Origin of the sequence: Bradyrhizobium sp. ISRA430 (assembly GCF_029909975.1) — a bacterium.
Taxonomy (GTDB): Bacteria; Pseudomonadota; Alphaproteobacteria; order Rhizobiales; family Xanthobacteraceae; genus Bradyrhizobium.
The window spans coordinates 1,010,843-1,024,109 of the sequence record NZ_CP094516.1 but is presented as its reverse complement, the minus strand read 5'-3'; the positions used below and the strand labels follow the sequence as shown (position 1 = coordinate 1,024,109).

Below are 13,267 nucleotides of genomic sequence, written 5' to 3'. Positions count from 1 at the left end.
TATCACCCGGATATCGATCGGTGCTTCAAGGCCGGCCTCGCGCCGGCCTTTTTGCTGCGCGCTGCTGAACAATAGGTCAGCAATGCAGCCCGTTTTCTGACCTGTTGTGACTTTTGGGGTACACAACTTCCAGCTTCGCTGGTGTAAGCCGGCCGCAGTTGGACGAGAGCGTCCGATGTCCTTCCTTTCGCACGGAAGGCAAAAACAGAAACCGGGACTGGGACTGAATTGAAGATGAAGAAGGTTTTGTTGGCTTCGGCCTGTTTGTTCGCACTGAGCGCATTTGCTCCCGCCACGGCTGCCGATCTCGCAGCCCGCCACTACACCAAGGCTCCGATCGCTCCGGCCGCGGTCTACAACTGGACCGGCTTCTACCTCGGTATCGTCGGTGGCGGCGCGTGGGAAAATTCCTCGACCGACCCGAAGATGAAGGGCGGCTTTGTCGGCGGCACGGCCGGCTACAACTGGCAGGCCGGCAACGTCGTGTTCGGCCTCGAAGCCGACGGCGCCTGGGCTGACGTCAGCGCTTCGGTGACCGGCGCCACCGTCGTCCCCGGCTTCGGTGTTGCGACCGCAACGGCGAGCTCGAAGACCGATGCGATGGGCACCGTGCGCGGCCGCATCGGCTGGGCGGTCAACCAGGTCCTGTTCTACGGCACCGGCGGCTATGCCTGGATCGACAACAAGATCAGCCTCTCCGCACTCGGCATCACCGCGTCGGACAGCAAGTGGCACTCCGGCTGGACCGTCGGCGCCGGCGTCGAAGCGTTCTTCGCGCCGCAGTGGTCGGTCAAGGGCGAGTATCTCTATCGCAGCCTCGCCGGCGAGACCTATTTCTCCGGCGCCCTGCCCTCGGGCACGCTCAACTTCCACACCGTGCAGGTCGGCGTGAACTATCACTTCGGCGCCCCGGTGGTCGCGAAGTACTAAGCTTCGCCCCAGCGCCATCGCGCTATGAGAGGCCGGCCTTGCGCCGGCCTTTTTGTTTTCGCGCGCATCCTGCTCAGGCGCCGATCACACGATCCGTATTCGACTGCGAACGAAGCGCCGACAGCCGCTACCGAGCGTTGCTACTGCCACGTGCCGCCAGCGCACCAACAATCCGTTGACGATTCGCAACTCGCACTGGAAATCCGCCCTCGTTCTTCCTACGTTCGCTGACATACCCATCGGCGCCGATCCCGGTTCCCGGCAACGCGCGCGCCTGAACGCTGGCGCGGCCGCGCGCCTTTGGGATTTTCCCGTTGGGTTTGGGTTCTTGTTTTCGGTTCTTGGGGACCACCAGGATGGATGAAGTGATCAAGGCGAAGCGCCAACAGCAGAACGCGGGCTCGAGCCTGCGCGCAATTACGATCCGTGGCGCACGCGAGCACAACCTCAAGAACATCGACGTCGAGATCCCGCGCGACAAGCTCGTGGTGTTCACGGGCCTGTCCGGCTCCGGCAAATCCTCGCTCGCCTTCGACACGATCTATGCCGAAGGCCAGCGCCGTTACGTCGAGTCGCTGTCGGCCTATGCGCGCCAGTTCCTGGAGATGATGCAGAAGCCGGACGTCGACCAGATCGACGGCCTGTCGCCGGCGATCTCGATCGAGCAGAAGACGACCTCGAAGAACCCGCGCTCCACCGTCGGCACCGTCACCGAGATCTACGACTACATGCGCCTGCTCTGGGCGCGCGTCGGCGTGCCCTATTCGCCGGCCACGGGTCTGCCGATCGAGAGCCAGACCGTCTCGCAGATGGTCGACCGCGTGCTGGCGCTGCCCGAGGGCACGCGCCTCTATCTGCTCGCGCCGGTCGTGCGCGGCCGCAAGGGTGAGTACAAGAAGGAGCTCGCCGAATGGCTCAAGAAGGGCTTCCAGCGCGTCAAGATCGACGGCACCTTCTACGAGCTCGCGGAGGCCCCTAACCTCGACAAGAAATTCCCGCACGACATCGACGTCGTGGTCGACCGCATCGTGGTGCGCGCCGATATCGGCCAGCGTCTCGCCGAGAGCTTTGAGACCGCGCTGAAGCTCGCCGAGGGCCTCGCCGTCGTCGAGTTCGCCGACACGCCGGCCGCCGCGCCTGCGGAAGAGAAGAAGAAGACCGCAAAGATCCACGACAAGAGCGGCCCCGAGCGAATCCTGTTCTCGGAAAAGTTCGCCTGCCCGGTCTCCGGCTTCACCATTCCGGAGGTCGAGCCGCGGCTGTTCTCGTTCAACAATCCCTATGGCGCCTGCCCGGCCTGCGGCGGCCTCGGCGTCGAGCAGCATGTCGATGAGGATCTCGTCATCCCCGACAAGGAGCTCACTCTTCGCAAAGGCGCGATAGCGCCCTGGGCCAAGTCGTCGTCGCCCTACTATGTGCAGACGCTGACCGCGCTCGGCAAGCACTACAAGTTCGCGCTCGACACCAAGTGGAAGGACCTGCCGAAGAAGACGAGAGACGCGATCCTCTATGGCTCCGGCGACGACGAGATCAAGTTCTCGTACGAGGACGGCGTGCGCTCCTACGACACCAAGAAGCCGTTCGAGGGCGTCATCACCAACATCAACCGCCGCTATCGCGAGACCGAGAGCGAGTGGGCGCGCGAGGAGCTGGCGAAGTATTTCCACGACGTCCCCTGCGAGGCCTGCAAAGGCTTTCGGCTCAAGCCCGAGGCGCTGTGCGTCAAGGTCGGCGGCAAGCATATCGGCGAGATCTCCGAGCTGTCGGTGAAACGCGCCGGCGAGTGGTTCGAGGGTGTGCCGGAGGCGCTGAACGCGCAGCAGAACGAGATCGCGAGCCGCATCCTCAAGGAGATCCGCGAGCGCCTCACCTTCCTGCTCGACGTCGGCCTCAACTATCTCACCCTCTCCCGCTCCTCCGGCACGCTGTCCGGCGGCGAGAGCCAGCGCATTCGCCTCGCCTCGCAGATCGGCTCCGGTCTGACCGGCGTGCTCTACGTGCTGGACGAGCCCTCGATCGGCCTGCACCAGCGCGACAATGCCCGCCTGCTCGATACGCTCAAGCGCCTGCGCGACCTCGGCAACACCGTGGTCGTGGTCGAGCATGACGAGGATGCCATTCGCTTGGCCGACTACGTGCTCGACATCGGCCCCGGCGCCGGCATGCATGGCGGCAACATCGTTGCCGAAGGCACGCCCGCCGAGATCATGCGCAACCCGAAATCGCTGACCGGCAAATATCTCACCGGCGAGCTCGAGGTCGAGGTGCCGGAGCGGCGCCCGCCGAACCATCGCCGCACCATCAAGGTGGTGAACGCGCGAGGCAATAACCTGAAGAATATCACGGCGGAGATCCCGCTCGGCCTGTTCACCTGCGTCACCGGCGTCTCCGGCGGCGGCAAGTCGACGCTACTGATCGACACGCTCTACCGCGCCATCGCCCGCAAGCTGAACGGCGCGAGCGAAGGCGCCGCCCCGCACGACCGCATCGAGGGCCTCGAGCACATCGACAAGATCATCGACATCGACCAGTCGCCGATCGGCCGCACCCCGCGCTCCAACCCCGCGACCTATACCGGCGCTTTCACGCCGATCCGCGAGTGGTTCGCCGGGCTCCCCGAGGCGAAGGCGCGCGGTTACGAGCCCGGCCGTTTCTCCTTCAACGTCAAGGGCGGCCGCTGCGAGGCGTGCCAGGGCGACGGCGTCATCAAGATCGAGATGCACTTTCTGCCCGACGTCTACGTCACCTGCGACGTCTGCAAGGGCAAGCGCTACAACCGCGAGACGCTGGAAGTCCTGTTCAAGGGCAAGAGCATCGCTGACGTCCTCGACATGACCGTCGAGGAAGCCGCCGATTTCTTCAAGGCCGTCCCGCGCGTCCGCGAAACTTTCAACACGCTGCACCGCGTCGGCCTGGACTACATCCACGTCGGCCAGCAAGCGACGACGCTTTCGGGCGGCGAAGCCCAGCGCGTCAAGCTGGCAAAAGAGCTGTCGAAGCGCGCAACGGGACGCACGCTCTACATCCTCGACGAGCCGACCACCGGCCTGCACTTCCACGACGTCAAGAAACTCCTGGAAGTGCTGCACGAGCTCGTCGCGCAGGGCAACACCGTCGTCGTCATCGAGCACAATCTCGAGGTCATCAAGACCGCCGACTGGGTCATCGATCTCGGTCCCGAAGGCGGCGACGGCGGCGGCGAAATCGTCGCCTGGGGCCCGCCCGAAGATATTGTCAAGGCGCCGCGGAGCTATACGGGCCAATTCTTGGAGCCGGTGCTGAAGAAGGCGCGGAAGCCGAAGCGGCGGAGCACCAGCGAGGCGGCGGAGTAGTTCCCGGCTCTGATGGTATTGGGGGATCGCACCTCTGGTGGGGGTGCCGGCGATGCTCTGCGCAAACTACCTGCTCCTTTGTGACGCCATTCTCGAGCAGCAGGTGCTTTGCGTCTACGAGGGCCGCTATCGCTGCGCGTATATCACAGGCACCAGGAAACGCGGCGCGGAAGCGGTGCTGGCCTGGCAGTTCGGCGAGAGCAGCAGCCCATTGCCGCAATGGCGGTGCTTAAAGCTGGCGAATGTCAGCGACGCCCACGCTCGTAACGGCCGCCGCTAGCTGCCAACGAATTCAATGACTGCCTCGCCCCGCGCAACGGCTTCGACAATTTGCGGCATGGCACTCAGAAACTGACGAACTAGCGCGCGATTGTCGATATTGCCGACGCGGACCCACAGCACGATCGGCCCCTGCCTCTTTGCAGCGCGAAGCAGCGAGAAATCGCGATCCTTGGTCACGAGAATGGCTGATCGAGAAATGGCTTCGTTCCAAATCGCTCCGTCGGTCGCGGTTGCCATCCCGAACTCGACGACATGAGCCGCCTCGAATCCTGCTCGACGCATGGCATCCGCGAGTGCGGGTGGAAGCTGAGCGTCGATCAGGTAAAGCAAGCTATTTGGCCGCTATGATCGGGTGATCGACTTGACGGGCAGCATAGGCGAGCACCGCGTCAATGTCGGCCTCCTCCAGATACGGATAATCCTCGAGAATGCTCTCGCGCGACTGCCCGGCGGACAGCAATCCCAGAACGTCGGCAACTGTGATGCGCAGATCGCGAATACAGGGGCGTCCATGCATGCGTTCCGGGTCGACCGTAATCCTTGCCAGTAGCTCCGACATCTGTCACCTCTGTGGAGGTCAATATAGCATCTCAGATAGCATCTGTCAGTGCGTCGCCAGCGAGCATGTTGCTCGATCCGCCCGGCACCTCTCCCGCAATGCCCTACTCCCTCGCCATCTTCGATCTCGACGGCACGCTGGCCGACAGCTTTCCGTGGTTCCTGCGCACCGCAATCGAGGGCTATGGTCACCTCAGAGTCAACGATGTTGCCGATCGCTTCGGCTTTCGGCGCGTCGCAGATGAGGAGGTCGAGGGGCTACGGCATGCGTCGACGCGCGAGATCCTCACGCGCCTCGAGGTGCCGCTGTGGAAGCTGCCGGCGATCGCGCGGCATGCGCGGCGGTTGAAGGCGGAGGCGGCGGCGGAGATTTCGCTGTTTGCGGGCGTCGAGGCGATGCTGGAGGCGCTGTCGCAGAGCGGCGTGCAGCTCGCGCTGGTGACCTCTGACAGCGAAGCCAATGCGCGCGAAAAGCTCGGCGATGCCGCGGCCCTGTTCTCGCATTTCGACTGCGCCGCATCGCTGTTCGGCAAGCCCGCGAAATTCCGCCGTGTCATCCGCCGCGCCGGCGCGGAGCGAAGCCGTGTGATCTCCATCGGAGACGAGGTCCGCGACATCGAAGCGGCGCGGGCTGTCGGCATTGCCTGCGGCGCCGTGTGCTGGGGCTACGCGGCGCCGGCGGCGTTGCGGGCGCAGAAACCGGACCACACGTTCGAGCGGATGGATGAGATTGCGCGCGCGTTGGGTCCGGTGCCGTAGCCCGGATGAGCGTAGCGATATCCGGGGCCGTCCATGGATGAAAGCGGCCCCCGCATGTCGCTTCGCTCATGCGGGCTACGGGACATCCGCCTCCTACTGCGTCCGCCTGAGAAACGCCCCGAACGCGCGCGGGCCGTCGCCGACCTTGACCTCGCCAATCACCTTCAGCTCGACCGCGTCGATGATGCTGAGTGAGTTGCTCTCCCAGTTGGCCACGATGATCCGCTTGCCGTCCGCGGTCGCCGCGATCCCTTCCGGATAATCGCCGACCGTGATGCGCGTGACCGGCTTCAGTGTCGCAAGATCGAACACGCTGACGGTGCCGCCATATTGGTCGGTGACGAAGCCGCGGCCTTGTGCCAGCGCCACGGCATAGGGGCGCATGCCCACGGCGATCCGGCCGACCTCGCGCGCCCCGGCGATATCGATCACCGACACGTCGTTCGATTCGACGTTGGCGGTATAGGCGCGCTTGCTGTCCGCGTCGATCGTGACGCCGAACGGATGTGTGCCGACCTTGACGATCGCCTTGCGCTGCCGCGTTGCGGTATCGACAATGGACACGCTGTCGGCATCGCGATCTGCCGAGAGCAGGAGCCGCCCGTCTGATGTCACCGCGAGGCCCGACGGCGAGGCGCCGACCGCGATTTCAGCGACCAGGCGCTGCTCTTTCGGATCGACCACCCGCACCGCCGCGGCGTACCAGTCGGCAACATAGACTGCAGCACCATCCGGCGCCACCGCGACACCGAGCGGACCGCCGCCGACATTGATCTTGCCGATGATCCGCCGGGCGGCGGCATCGACCACCGTAAGCGCCTTGGCTTCGGGGCTCGTCACATAGGCGAAGCGTCCGTCCGAGGTCACGGCGACACCCGCGGGCTTGCCGCCAATCGCGATGGTCGCGACAGGCCGCGCGGTTGCGAGGTCCACGACCGTTAGATTTTCGCTGAGCTGATTGGTGACGAACGCCTCCTCGGCCGAGGCTTTCTCGGCCGAGACCAGGCCGATGCTGGCGGCGAGCGCCGCCAGAACCAGGACGCGCACGGTCAGCTTCCGCTCTCGATCTTCTTCTTGAGCGCCGCGAGGCCGGTTTGATAGAGCGCCCTCACCGCCTTTACCGAGTTCTCGTCATTCAGCTCCGGCGGCGGATCGTTGTTGGGAAAGCCGCGGTAGAACGCGCCGGCCCATTCCAGGGTCGAGCCCTTGCCGTCGGCGCTCGGCGATACCGTCAGCGTCGAGGAATAGTTGGTGACCGGCAGCACCTTCACGTCGACGGTGGTGATCCGGTAGGAATAGGTCATCGCGCCGGCGTCGAATTTGTAGAGCTCCTCGTCGACGGTGGCGCCGCCGGTCAGCGTCAGCCGCCGCGTCGCGCCGATCTCATTGCCCTTCTCGCCCTCGGTCTTGGTGACCGGCGCGAGCCAGCTCATGTCCTGAAAATTGCCGATCACCGCCCACACCTTGGCCGGCGGCGCGTTGATCTCGATCGATTCCCGGACCTTCTGCCGGGTCGGGCCGTGGGCCCAAACCGGCTCAAAAGCCGCCGTCAATGCCATCCCCGCCACCGCCAGCGCCGCCACCCCGGCGATCGCCTTTCCGATCGTCACCCTCATGTCGTGTCCTCACGTTTGACCTTGCGCGACTGACGCGCGCTGGGAACATCGTAACGCATATTTGGACCATGGGTAGACAAGTTCGTGGCGCGGCCGTGGCGGGACCACTGTGGGCCACCATCCCTTGGGTTGCCCGACGGGCAAAACACCCCAGAGCGTGGTCAATCCTCCGCGGCACTCCGCGCCCAAAATAATTCGCTTTACACGAATTCGGAATTATCGCATATCTCGGCCGGTCTCGACCCGGTCCGAGGGGCGTATCGCGATCGTCACGACACGCGGGTTGGGATGCGGTGGACGCGGCGGCATCGGCGCGAAGGGAGTTGCAGGGCGGGTCACTCCGTGAGCGACTACCGCGCGCACACGACCGGTGCAGCTCGCGTACGGCAAAATCGTGTGGTCCTGGCGCCCGGAGTCTGTGCGCCAAATCTTGCGGTGATGCTGCGGCCCCGACCGGGTCCGCAACATCAGTCATCCGCAAGGCGACGGGGGCAATAGTGCATCGCTCCCTGGGGAGAGCGCGACATAAGCCGTAAAGCCACTGCGCAGGGAAGGCCGGGATGTCCTGGCTGCCCTGTATGCCGCTGTGCATCTGTTTCCAGCGCATTTGCGCACAGCGGACCGCGGGTGCCAGCCGGCACCCGGCCTTCCCTGCGCCCTCGGCACTTTTGAGGGCGGCAACTGCCGCAAAGCTCGGGCAGGTCATGCCGCGAGAACGGGAAGTTGTGTTCACAGACCGGGACAGAAATGGGAATTGAAGGCAAGCACTCTACGCACACTCCGTCATTGCGGGCGACTGGTCCGCCGAAGCTCGCAGAGCGAAGCTGGAAGCGAAGCAATCCAGAGTGCTCCCTCGGACAGAGTCTGGATTGCTTCGTCGCAAGAGCTCCTCGCAATGACGACGGAGAGAACGAGGTTCACTCCGCCAGCGTCGCCTCGACGAACCCGCGCGGGTCCGCGCAAAACTCCCGCATCACCCGGTAATGATCAGTCTCTTCCACCGTCACCGGCTCAAGGCCGTATTTGCTGAGCCGCAACAGCTTCGCGTTGGGATAGGCCATCAGCATCGGCGAATGAGTGGCCATGATCACCTGGCAATTGCGGGAGGAATCCATGCGGTGCAGCAGCTTCAAAAATTCCATCTGCCGCGCTGGCGACAGGGCCGACTCCGGCTCGTCGAAGATGAAGATGCCTTGCCGCTGACAGTGCTCCTCGAAGAACCGCAAAAAACCTTCGCCGTGGGAATAGGACAGGAAATCGGGCGGCATGTCCGAGACTTCATCGAGATATCTGGCGACGGAAAAGAACGTCTCGGCGCGAAAGAACCAGCCGTTGGTGATCTTCGGTACCCAGCCGGCACGCAGCGCGACGGACAGCTCTCCACCCATGATCTCGCGCGCATTGGAATGATCGACCGGTCTATACCCCTTGCCCCCGCCGGCGTCGTCATAGCCCGCGAGCGCGGCGATACCCTCCAGAATCGTCGATTTGCCGGTGCCGTTCTCCCCAACGATGATCGTGATCGCGGTGTCGAAGTTCAGGTCGAATTCTTCGCTGAAGAGGGGAAGACAGTACGGATAGGCCTCCCAGTCCGGCACCAGAGCGCGGTCGAGCCAGACGCGCCGGAGATAGGGCGCGGGCAACCTGATGTCGCGATTTCGGCCTCGCATCTCCGCTCCTCCCTACACGTGCCATACCGCACGCCCGACCGGAACATAACAGGAACAATTCCGCTTGGGAAGTGGCATCGTGACCCGGCCACAAGCCCCGGTCGTGGCCCTACGCTAGCGCCTCCAGCACCAGCTCCATGGTCATCAGCACGGGATTGTCGCCCCGGACCAGGCGGCCTTCGGCGAGACCGCCGGTGTAGTCGACCAAGGCGACGTCGAGCACGGCTTCGAGCGCGCCGGACTGGCCCGGTGCGATCGTCCCGGCCGTCACCGCCAGCTCGGTGGCGAACGGCTCGGTCACGCCGCCATGGGTGAAGCGCGCGCCGATGGTCGAGCCGACGCCGCCATGGATCTTCGCCCGCGCGATGTCGCGCTCACGGCAGAAGCCTTCGAGGCAGCCCGCAAAATCCTGGTTCGGTCGCACCCGCAGCGCGAAGGCGCGGCTGGTCGTGCGCGCACCGCTGCTCGCGGCGGCCACCGGTCCGAACAGCTTGAAGTTGGTCTCGGGATCGGACTGCGCCTTGAACATCGCACCATCGAGACCGAAGGCTTCGACCTCGAACGGCTCGGCAACTATCGTCTCCTCGGGCAGCATGTGGCCGCCGCTGGCGCGGCCATCGGCCTCGTTCCAGAGTCCGTGGCAATGAAAGAATGGTGCACCGTCGCGCATGCCGAGCGTCATGCTGCCGAGCTTCGTATGCGTTACACCGTTGGGGCGGAACGTCTCGCTATAGAACGCGGCATTCTCGCCCGTCTTGGACAGCGCCGGCATGACATAGGCGAACGGGCCGAGCGCACCGCGCCGGAAGTTCAGCACGCCGCCGGCGAAGCCTTCTGCCGCAAAGCCACGCCGCGCGGCTTCCAGCAGCGGCAAACCTGCCTGAAGCCTGAACGAGAAAGCGCGCCCCCTCGCCTCCGCCCATTGGATGCGCTCGGCGACCGGTGCGCCCGGCTGCTTGATGCTGCGCATGACGCTCGCTCAGCCCGCCTGCTTCTTGTCGAGATCGAGCAGCCCGCGGGCCTCGAGCTCGTCGCGCACCATGCGCTTCGGGATCTTGCCGTAACCGGACTTCGGCAAGGCCTCCCAGAAGAAGAAGCGCTTCGGCATCTTGTAGCGCGGCACCTTGGGACCAAGGAACGCCGCCATCTCCGCTTCGCTCACCGGTTTCTCGCCTTCCCGCGCGACGCAGACGGCAACGCCGACCTCGCCCCAGGTCGGATCGGGCACGCCGAGGACGGCGACCTCGCCGATCGCCGGGTGTGTCAAGATCTTCTCTTCGATCTCGCGCGGATAGATGTTGGAGCCGCCGGAGATGTACATGTCGGAGGCGCGGCCGGTGATATAGACAAATCCCTCCTCGTCCATGTGGCCAAGATCGCCGGTGCGGAACCAGCCGTTGCGGAACGCCTTGGCATTGGCCTCGGGATTGTCGTAGTAGCCGGCAAACACCGCCGGACCAATCACGCAGATCTCGCCGCTCTGGTTCGGCTTCAGCTCGCGGCCCTCATCGTCCTGGATCGAGACCTGCATCCCGGTGCGCTCGAAGCCGCAGGTGCCGATCTTCGCGTGCGGACCGTCCTCGGGATCATGCAGCGCCGCCGGCAGCACGGTAATGTTGCCGGTGACCTCGCCGAGGCCGAAATACTGCACAATGACCTTGCCGAGCTTCTTCAGCGCGGCCTTCTGGTCCTCGCGATACATCGGCGCGCCGGCATAGATCACCTGGCGCAGCGAGGAATGATCGTATTTGTCGGCGGCGGGATGCTCGATCATCATCTTCAAAATCGTCGGCACCGTGAACAGATTGCTGACGCGATGCGCTTCGATCAGGCGGAACGCCTCGTTGATATCGAATTTTTCCGTCGGCAGCAGCACGGTACGCGCGCCGCGCGCGGTCTGCATCAATTGATGCACGCCGGCGCCATGAGACAGCGGCGCCACCACAAGCGATGCGTCCTGCTCCGTCGTGCCGGGCGTCAGATCGGCGAGATGATTGGTCACCACGAACCCCATCTGGCCGTGGGTGAGCACGGCGGCCTTGGAGCGGCCGGTGGTGCCGGAGGTGAAGAAGAACCAGCAGGGATCGTCGTACTCGACATCCACATTCGCGACATCAGCGCCGGCCTGCGAGGCGATGGCCTCCGCCACGCTTCGCTCGCCGAACGAGGCCTTGCCGTCGATGCTCCAGATGAAGTCCAGCGCGCCGCCGCTCACGGCCGCAGCGTGCTCGGGAAAATCGACGTGACACAAAAACGCCTTCGCACCGGAGGCCTGGGCAAGATAGGCGACCTCGTCCGGCATCAGGCGGAAATTGGTGGGAACCCAGACCGCACCAAGCCGGAACGCCGCGAACATCGAGACGAACATCTCGTCGCCATTCTTGGAGTGGACGAGGATGCGGTCGCCCTTCTTGATGCCGCGCGCTGCGAGCGCCGCCGCCAGTGCCGAGACCTGCGCATCGATTTCGCGCCAGGTCCAGGATCTGTCGCCCCACACGAATCCGGGGCGCGAACCATGCCGCCGCGCATTCTGGGTCAGCATGTGAGCGAGATTCATGACGCGGCGGGACATGCGCAGGGGCTGCATGGGGTTTCCTCTTCGATGGCGGATCGCGTGCTTGTGCCCCGCCCTTTGCATCCCATTTATCGCCATCGCCCGCAACGTAGCAAGGCCGCCGGCCGCACCTCGCCTTACGGCTTCCCGAACTCAAACGACATCGCCGAGATGGCCTTCTCCTTGAAACAGCAGAGTGAAGATGAGGAGCAAATATCTCATTCGCGTTGGTCGCCGCCGCGACCGCGACCGTTCAGGGAATCTTAAACATGATCGGCGCAACCTCGCGCAGTTCTCGCGTACAGAGTGCCGCATCATGGTCAAAGCGCCCGCCGTCCTCCTGTTGTCGCTGGCGCTTGCCGGATGCGCTGTGGCGCCGCAAGCGCACCTCGCCTCGGATCCCGCGTTCACACCCGCGCGTTATGCCTGGGATGGCGCCGGCGAGGATCCCAATCAGCCGCGTTCCGTCTCTGGCCCATCGCGCACCGTTGCACGAGCCGACCGCAACAACGCGGAGGCGGGATTTCAGCCCTATTCGAAAGAATGGTGGCAGGCCCAGGACGGCATCGAGGCCGAGCAGGACGCCAGGGTCAACCGTTCGCTCGTCATCTGCCAGGGGTGCCTGCGCCCGCGGCAACAACAGCCCGAAGACGCGCGGCTGGCCACGGCGGCCGATTGAACCGATCGCAAACCCGCCGACCAGATCGTGCATTATGATTTCGCGGGCGAGGCCGATAGCTGGAAGATCGACGACATCAGGGGCGCCTCCGACGGCGAGGCCTGGTCGATCCGCAAGATGCTGACGGAATCGCTGAAGAGCTGACCGGAGACGACATGAGCGACGTCATCAACAACAAAACCCACAGCCGCTACGAGCTCGCCGTCGAGGGCCACCTCGCCGCGACCTACTATAAGCTCGATGGCGACGTCATCACCTTCGTCCATACCGAGGTGCCATCGGAGCTCGGCGGCAAGGGCATCGGCTCGAAGCTGGTTAAGGGCGCGCTCGATCAGGTCCGCACCGCAGGCCTGAAGGTCGTCGCGCAGTGCCCGTTCGTGAAGGCGTGGATCGACAAGCACCCGGACTATGCGGATCTTGTGAAGAGATGAGAGTACAGGCCCGCCCATAGCCAGGCGGATCTGCCGACATCTACGGCCTACTGCCCATGCTTGAGCATCTCCTGGTCATTCAGGTCCCAGTCCTGCCAAAGCTGGAGCACGCCGAGGAGCACCACCACCGCGCCGAGGCTCGTGTGGTAGATGCGGAGAAAACCCTCACCGGAATAGCCGAGGACATAGGGCGAGGCGATGAGCCACAGTCCGATCAGAATCGTCGTCACCTCTTGCCAGCGCTGCAGCGAGACGTATTCGAGCTGGCTGATGCCAAACACGGCAAGGCCGACTGCGACCGCGTTCAGGATCGCCATCTGCTGTCCGACAATCGCGGCCTGATCCTGGATGGGAAACCATGGCGACGCGACGATCAGCGCGCCGAGCAGCATCCCGCACCAGTCTTCCCATGTTCGATGAGTATTCAAGAAACCAAAGTCCGACATCGTACCCTCC

At 64.4% G+C, this 13,267-nt stretch carries 14 protein-coding genes; 6 read left to right on the top strand and 8 right to left on the bottom strand.

Translation table 11 applies throughout. The annotated features are described in order from the left end of the window. Window positions 1-234 precede the first annotated feature (234 nt). From MTX21_RS05280 to MTX21_RS05270, 3 genes are all read left to right on the top strand, one after another. Entirely contained in the window at window positions 235-930 is a 696-nt protein-coding gene (locus tag MTX21_RS05280) for an outer membrane protein (RefSeq protein WP_280963766.1), read from the top strand. Between the two features lie 356 nt (window positions 931-1,286). After that, window positions 1,287-4,262, top strand: a complete 2,976-nt coding sequence (gene uvrA / locus MTX21_RS05275) for an excinuclease ABC subunit UvrA (RefSeq protein WP_280963765.1) — start codon at window positions 1,287-1,289, stop codon at window positions 4,260-4,262. Window positions 4,263-4,314: 52 nt separating this feature from the next. Further along, entirely contained in the window at window positions 4,315-4,542 is a 228-nt protein-coding gene (locus tag MTX21_RS05270; protein WP_280963764.1) for a hypothetical protein, read from the top strand. Here MTX21_RS05270 and MTX21_RS05265 read toward each other — a convergent pair. Further along, a complete protein-coding gene (locus MTX21_RS05265; RefSeq protein ID WP_280963763.1) occupies window positions 4,539-4,874 on the bottom strand; it encodes a DUF5615 family PIN-like protein in 336 nt (111 codons plus the stop codon). The genes MTX21_RS05270 and MTX21_RS05265 overlap by 4 nt on opposite strands. Window position 4,875: 1 nt before the next feature. Beyond that, window positions 4,876-5,103, bottom strand: coding sequence for a DUF433 domain-containing protein (locus MTX21_RS05260; protein WP_280963762.1), 228 nt, complete (start codon window positions 5,101-5,103; stop codon window positions 4,876-4,878). 98 nt (window positions 5,104-5,201) lie between these two features. Between MTX21_RS05260 and MTX21_RS05255 the strand changes: the two genes are divergently transcribed. Then, window positions 5,202-5,861, top strand: coding sequence for an HAD-IA family hydrolase (locus MTX21_RS05255; protein WP_280970973.1), 660 nt, complete (start codon window positions 5,202-5,204; stop codon window positions 5,859-5,861). 93 nt (window positions 5,862-5,954) lie between these two features. Here MTX21_RS05255 and MTX21_RS05250 read toward each other — a convergent pair whose 3' ends face one another. The 5 genes from MTX21_RS05250 to MTX21_RS05230 form a co-directional block, all read right to left on the bottom strand. After that, the gene (locus MTX21_RS05250; protein ID WP_280963761.1) at window positions 5,955-6,908 is read right to left on the bottom strand and encodes a cytochrome D1 domain-containing protein; all 954 of its coding nucleotides are present in this window, start codon (window positions 6,906-6,908) and stop codon (window positions 5,955-5,957) included. A 2-nt stretch (window positions 6,909-6,910) separates the two neighbouring features. Further along, the gene (locus MTX21_RS05245; RefSeq protein WP_280963760.1) at window positions 6,911-7,477 is read right to left on the bottom strand and encodes an SRPBCC family protein; all 567 of its coding nucleotides are present in this window, start codon (window positions 7,475-7,477) and stop codon (window positions 6,911-6,913) included. A 917-nt stretch (window positions 7,478-8,394) separates the two neighbouring features. Further along, window positions 8,395-9,147 (bottom strand): AAA family ATPase, encoded by a 753-nt coding sequence (locus MTX21_RS05240; protein ID WP_280963759.1) that lies wholly within the window; start codon window positions 9,145-9,147, stop codon window positions 8,395-8,397. Between the two features lie 109 nt (window positions 9,148-9,256). Next, window positions 9,257-10,117 (bottom strand): DUF296 domain-containing protein, encoded by an 861-nt coding sequence (locus MTX21_RS05235; protein ID WP_280963758.1) that lies wholly within the window; start codon window positions 10,115-10,117, stop codon window positions 9,257-9,259. A gap of 9 nt (window positions 10,118-10,126) precedes the next feature. Next, window positions 10,127-11,734, bottom strand: coding sequence for an acyl-CoA synthetase (locus MTX21_RS05230; RefSeq protein WP_280963757.1), 1,608 nt, complete (start codon window positions 11,732-11,734; stop codon window positions 10,127-10,129). Window positions 11,735-12,017: 283 nt separating this feature from the next. Here MTX21_RS05230 and MTX21_RS05225 point away from each other — a divergent pair, with 283 nt between their 5' ends. Further along, window positions 12,018-12,380, top strand: coding sequence for a hypothetical protein (locus MTX21_RS05225; protein WP_280963756.1), 363 nt, complete (start codon window positions 12,018-12,020; stop codon window positions 12,378-12,380). 155 nt (window positions 12,381-12,535) lie between these two features. Further along, on the top strand, window positions 12,536-12,811 hold the full coding sequence (locus tag MTX21_RS05220) for a GNAT family N-acetyltransferase (protein ID WP_280963755.1): 276 nt from the start codon (window positions 12,536-12,538) through the stop codon (window positions 12,809-12,811). 47 nt (window positions 12,812-12,858) lie between these two features. Here the strand turns inward: MTX21_RS05220 and MTX21_RS05215 are convergent, their stop codons facing one another. Then, window positions 12,859-13,257, bottom strand: coding sequence for an SPW repeat protein (locus MTX21_RS05215; RefSeq protein WP_280963754.1), 399 nt, complete (start codon window positions 13,255-13,257; stop codon window positions 12,859-12,861). Between the last annotated feature and the right edge of the window lie 10 nt (window positions 13,258-13,267).

Coding starts and splice junctions, on each gene's coding strand:
- MTX21_RS05280 (WP_280963766.1), top strand. CDS start 235: ATGAAGAAGGTTTTGTTGGCTTCGGCCTGTTTGTTCGCACTGAGCGCA.
- uvrA (WP_280963765.1), top strand. CDS start 1,287: ATGGATGAAGTGATCAAGGCGAAGCGCCAACAGCAGAACGCGGGCTCG.
- MTX21_RS05270 (WP_280963764.1), top strand. CDS start 4,315: ATGCTCTGCGCAAACTACCTGCTCCTTTGTGACGCCATTCTCGAGCAG.
- MTX21_RS05260 (WP_280963762.1), bottom strand. CDS start 5,103: ATGTCGGAGCTACTGGCAAGGATTACGGTCGACCCGGAACGCATGCAT.
- MTX21_RS05255 (WP_280970973.1), top strand. CDS start 5,202: ATGCCCTACTCCCTCGCCATCTTCGATCTCGACGGCACGCTGGCCGAC.
- MTX21_RS05245 (WP_280963760.1), bottom strand. CDS start 7,477: ATGAGGGTGACGATCGGAAAGGCGATCGCCGGGGTGGCGGCGCTGGCG.
- MTX21_RS05240 (WP_280963759.1), bottom strand. CDS start 9,147: ATGCGAGGCCGAAATCGCGACATCAGGTTGCCCGCGCCCTATCTCCGG.
- MTX21_RS05235 (WP_280963758.1), bottom strand. CDS start 10,117: ATGCGCAGCATCAAGCAGCCGGGCGCACCGGTCGCCGAGCGCATCCAA.
- MTX21_RS05230 (WP_280963757.1), bottom strand. CDS start 11,734: ATGCAGCCCCTGCGCATGTCCCGCCGCGTCATGAATCTCGCTCACATG.
- MTX21_RS05225 (WP_280963756.1), top strand. CDS start 12,018: ATGGTCAAAGCGCCCGCCGTCCTCCTGTTGTCGCTGGCGCTTGCCGGA.
- MTX21_RS05220 (WP_280963755.1), top strand. CDS start 12,536: ATGAGCGACGTCATCAACAACAAAACCCACAGCCGCTACGAGCTCGCC.
- MTX21_RS05215 (WP_280963754.1), bottom strand. CDS start 13,257: ATGTCGGACTTTGGTTTCTTGAATACTCATCGAACATGGGAAGACTGG.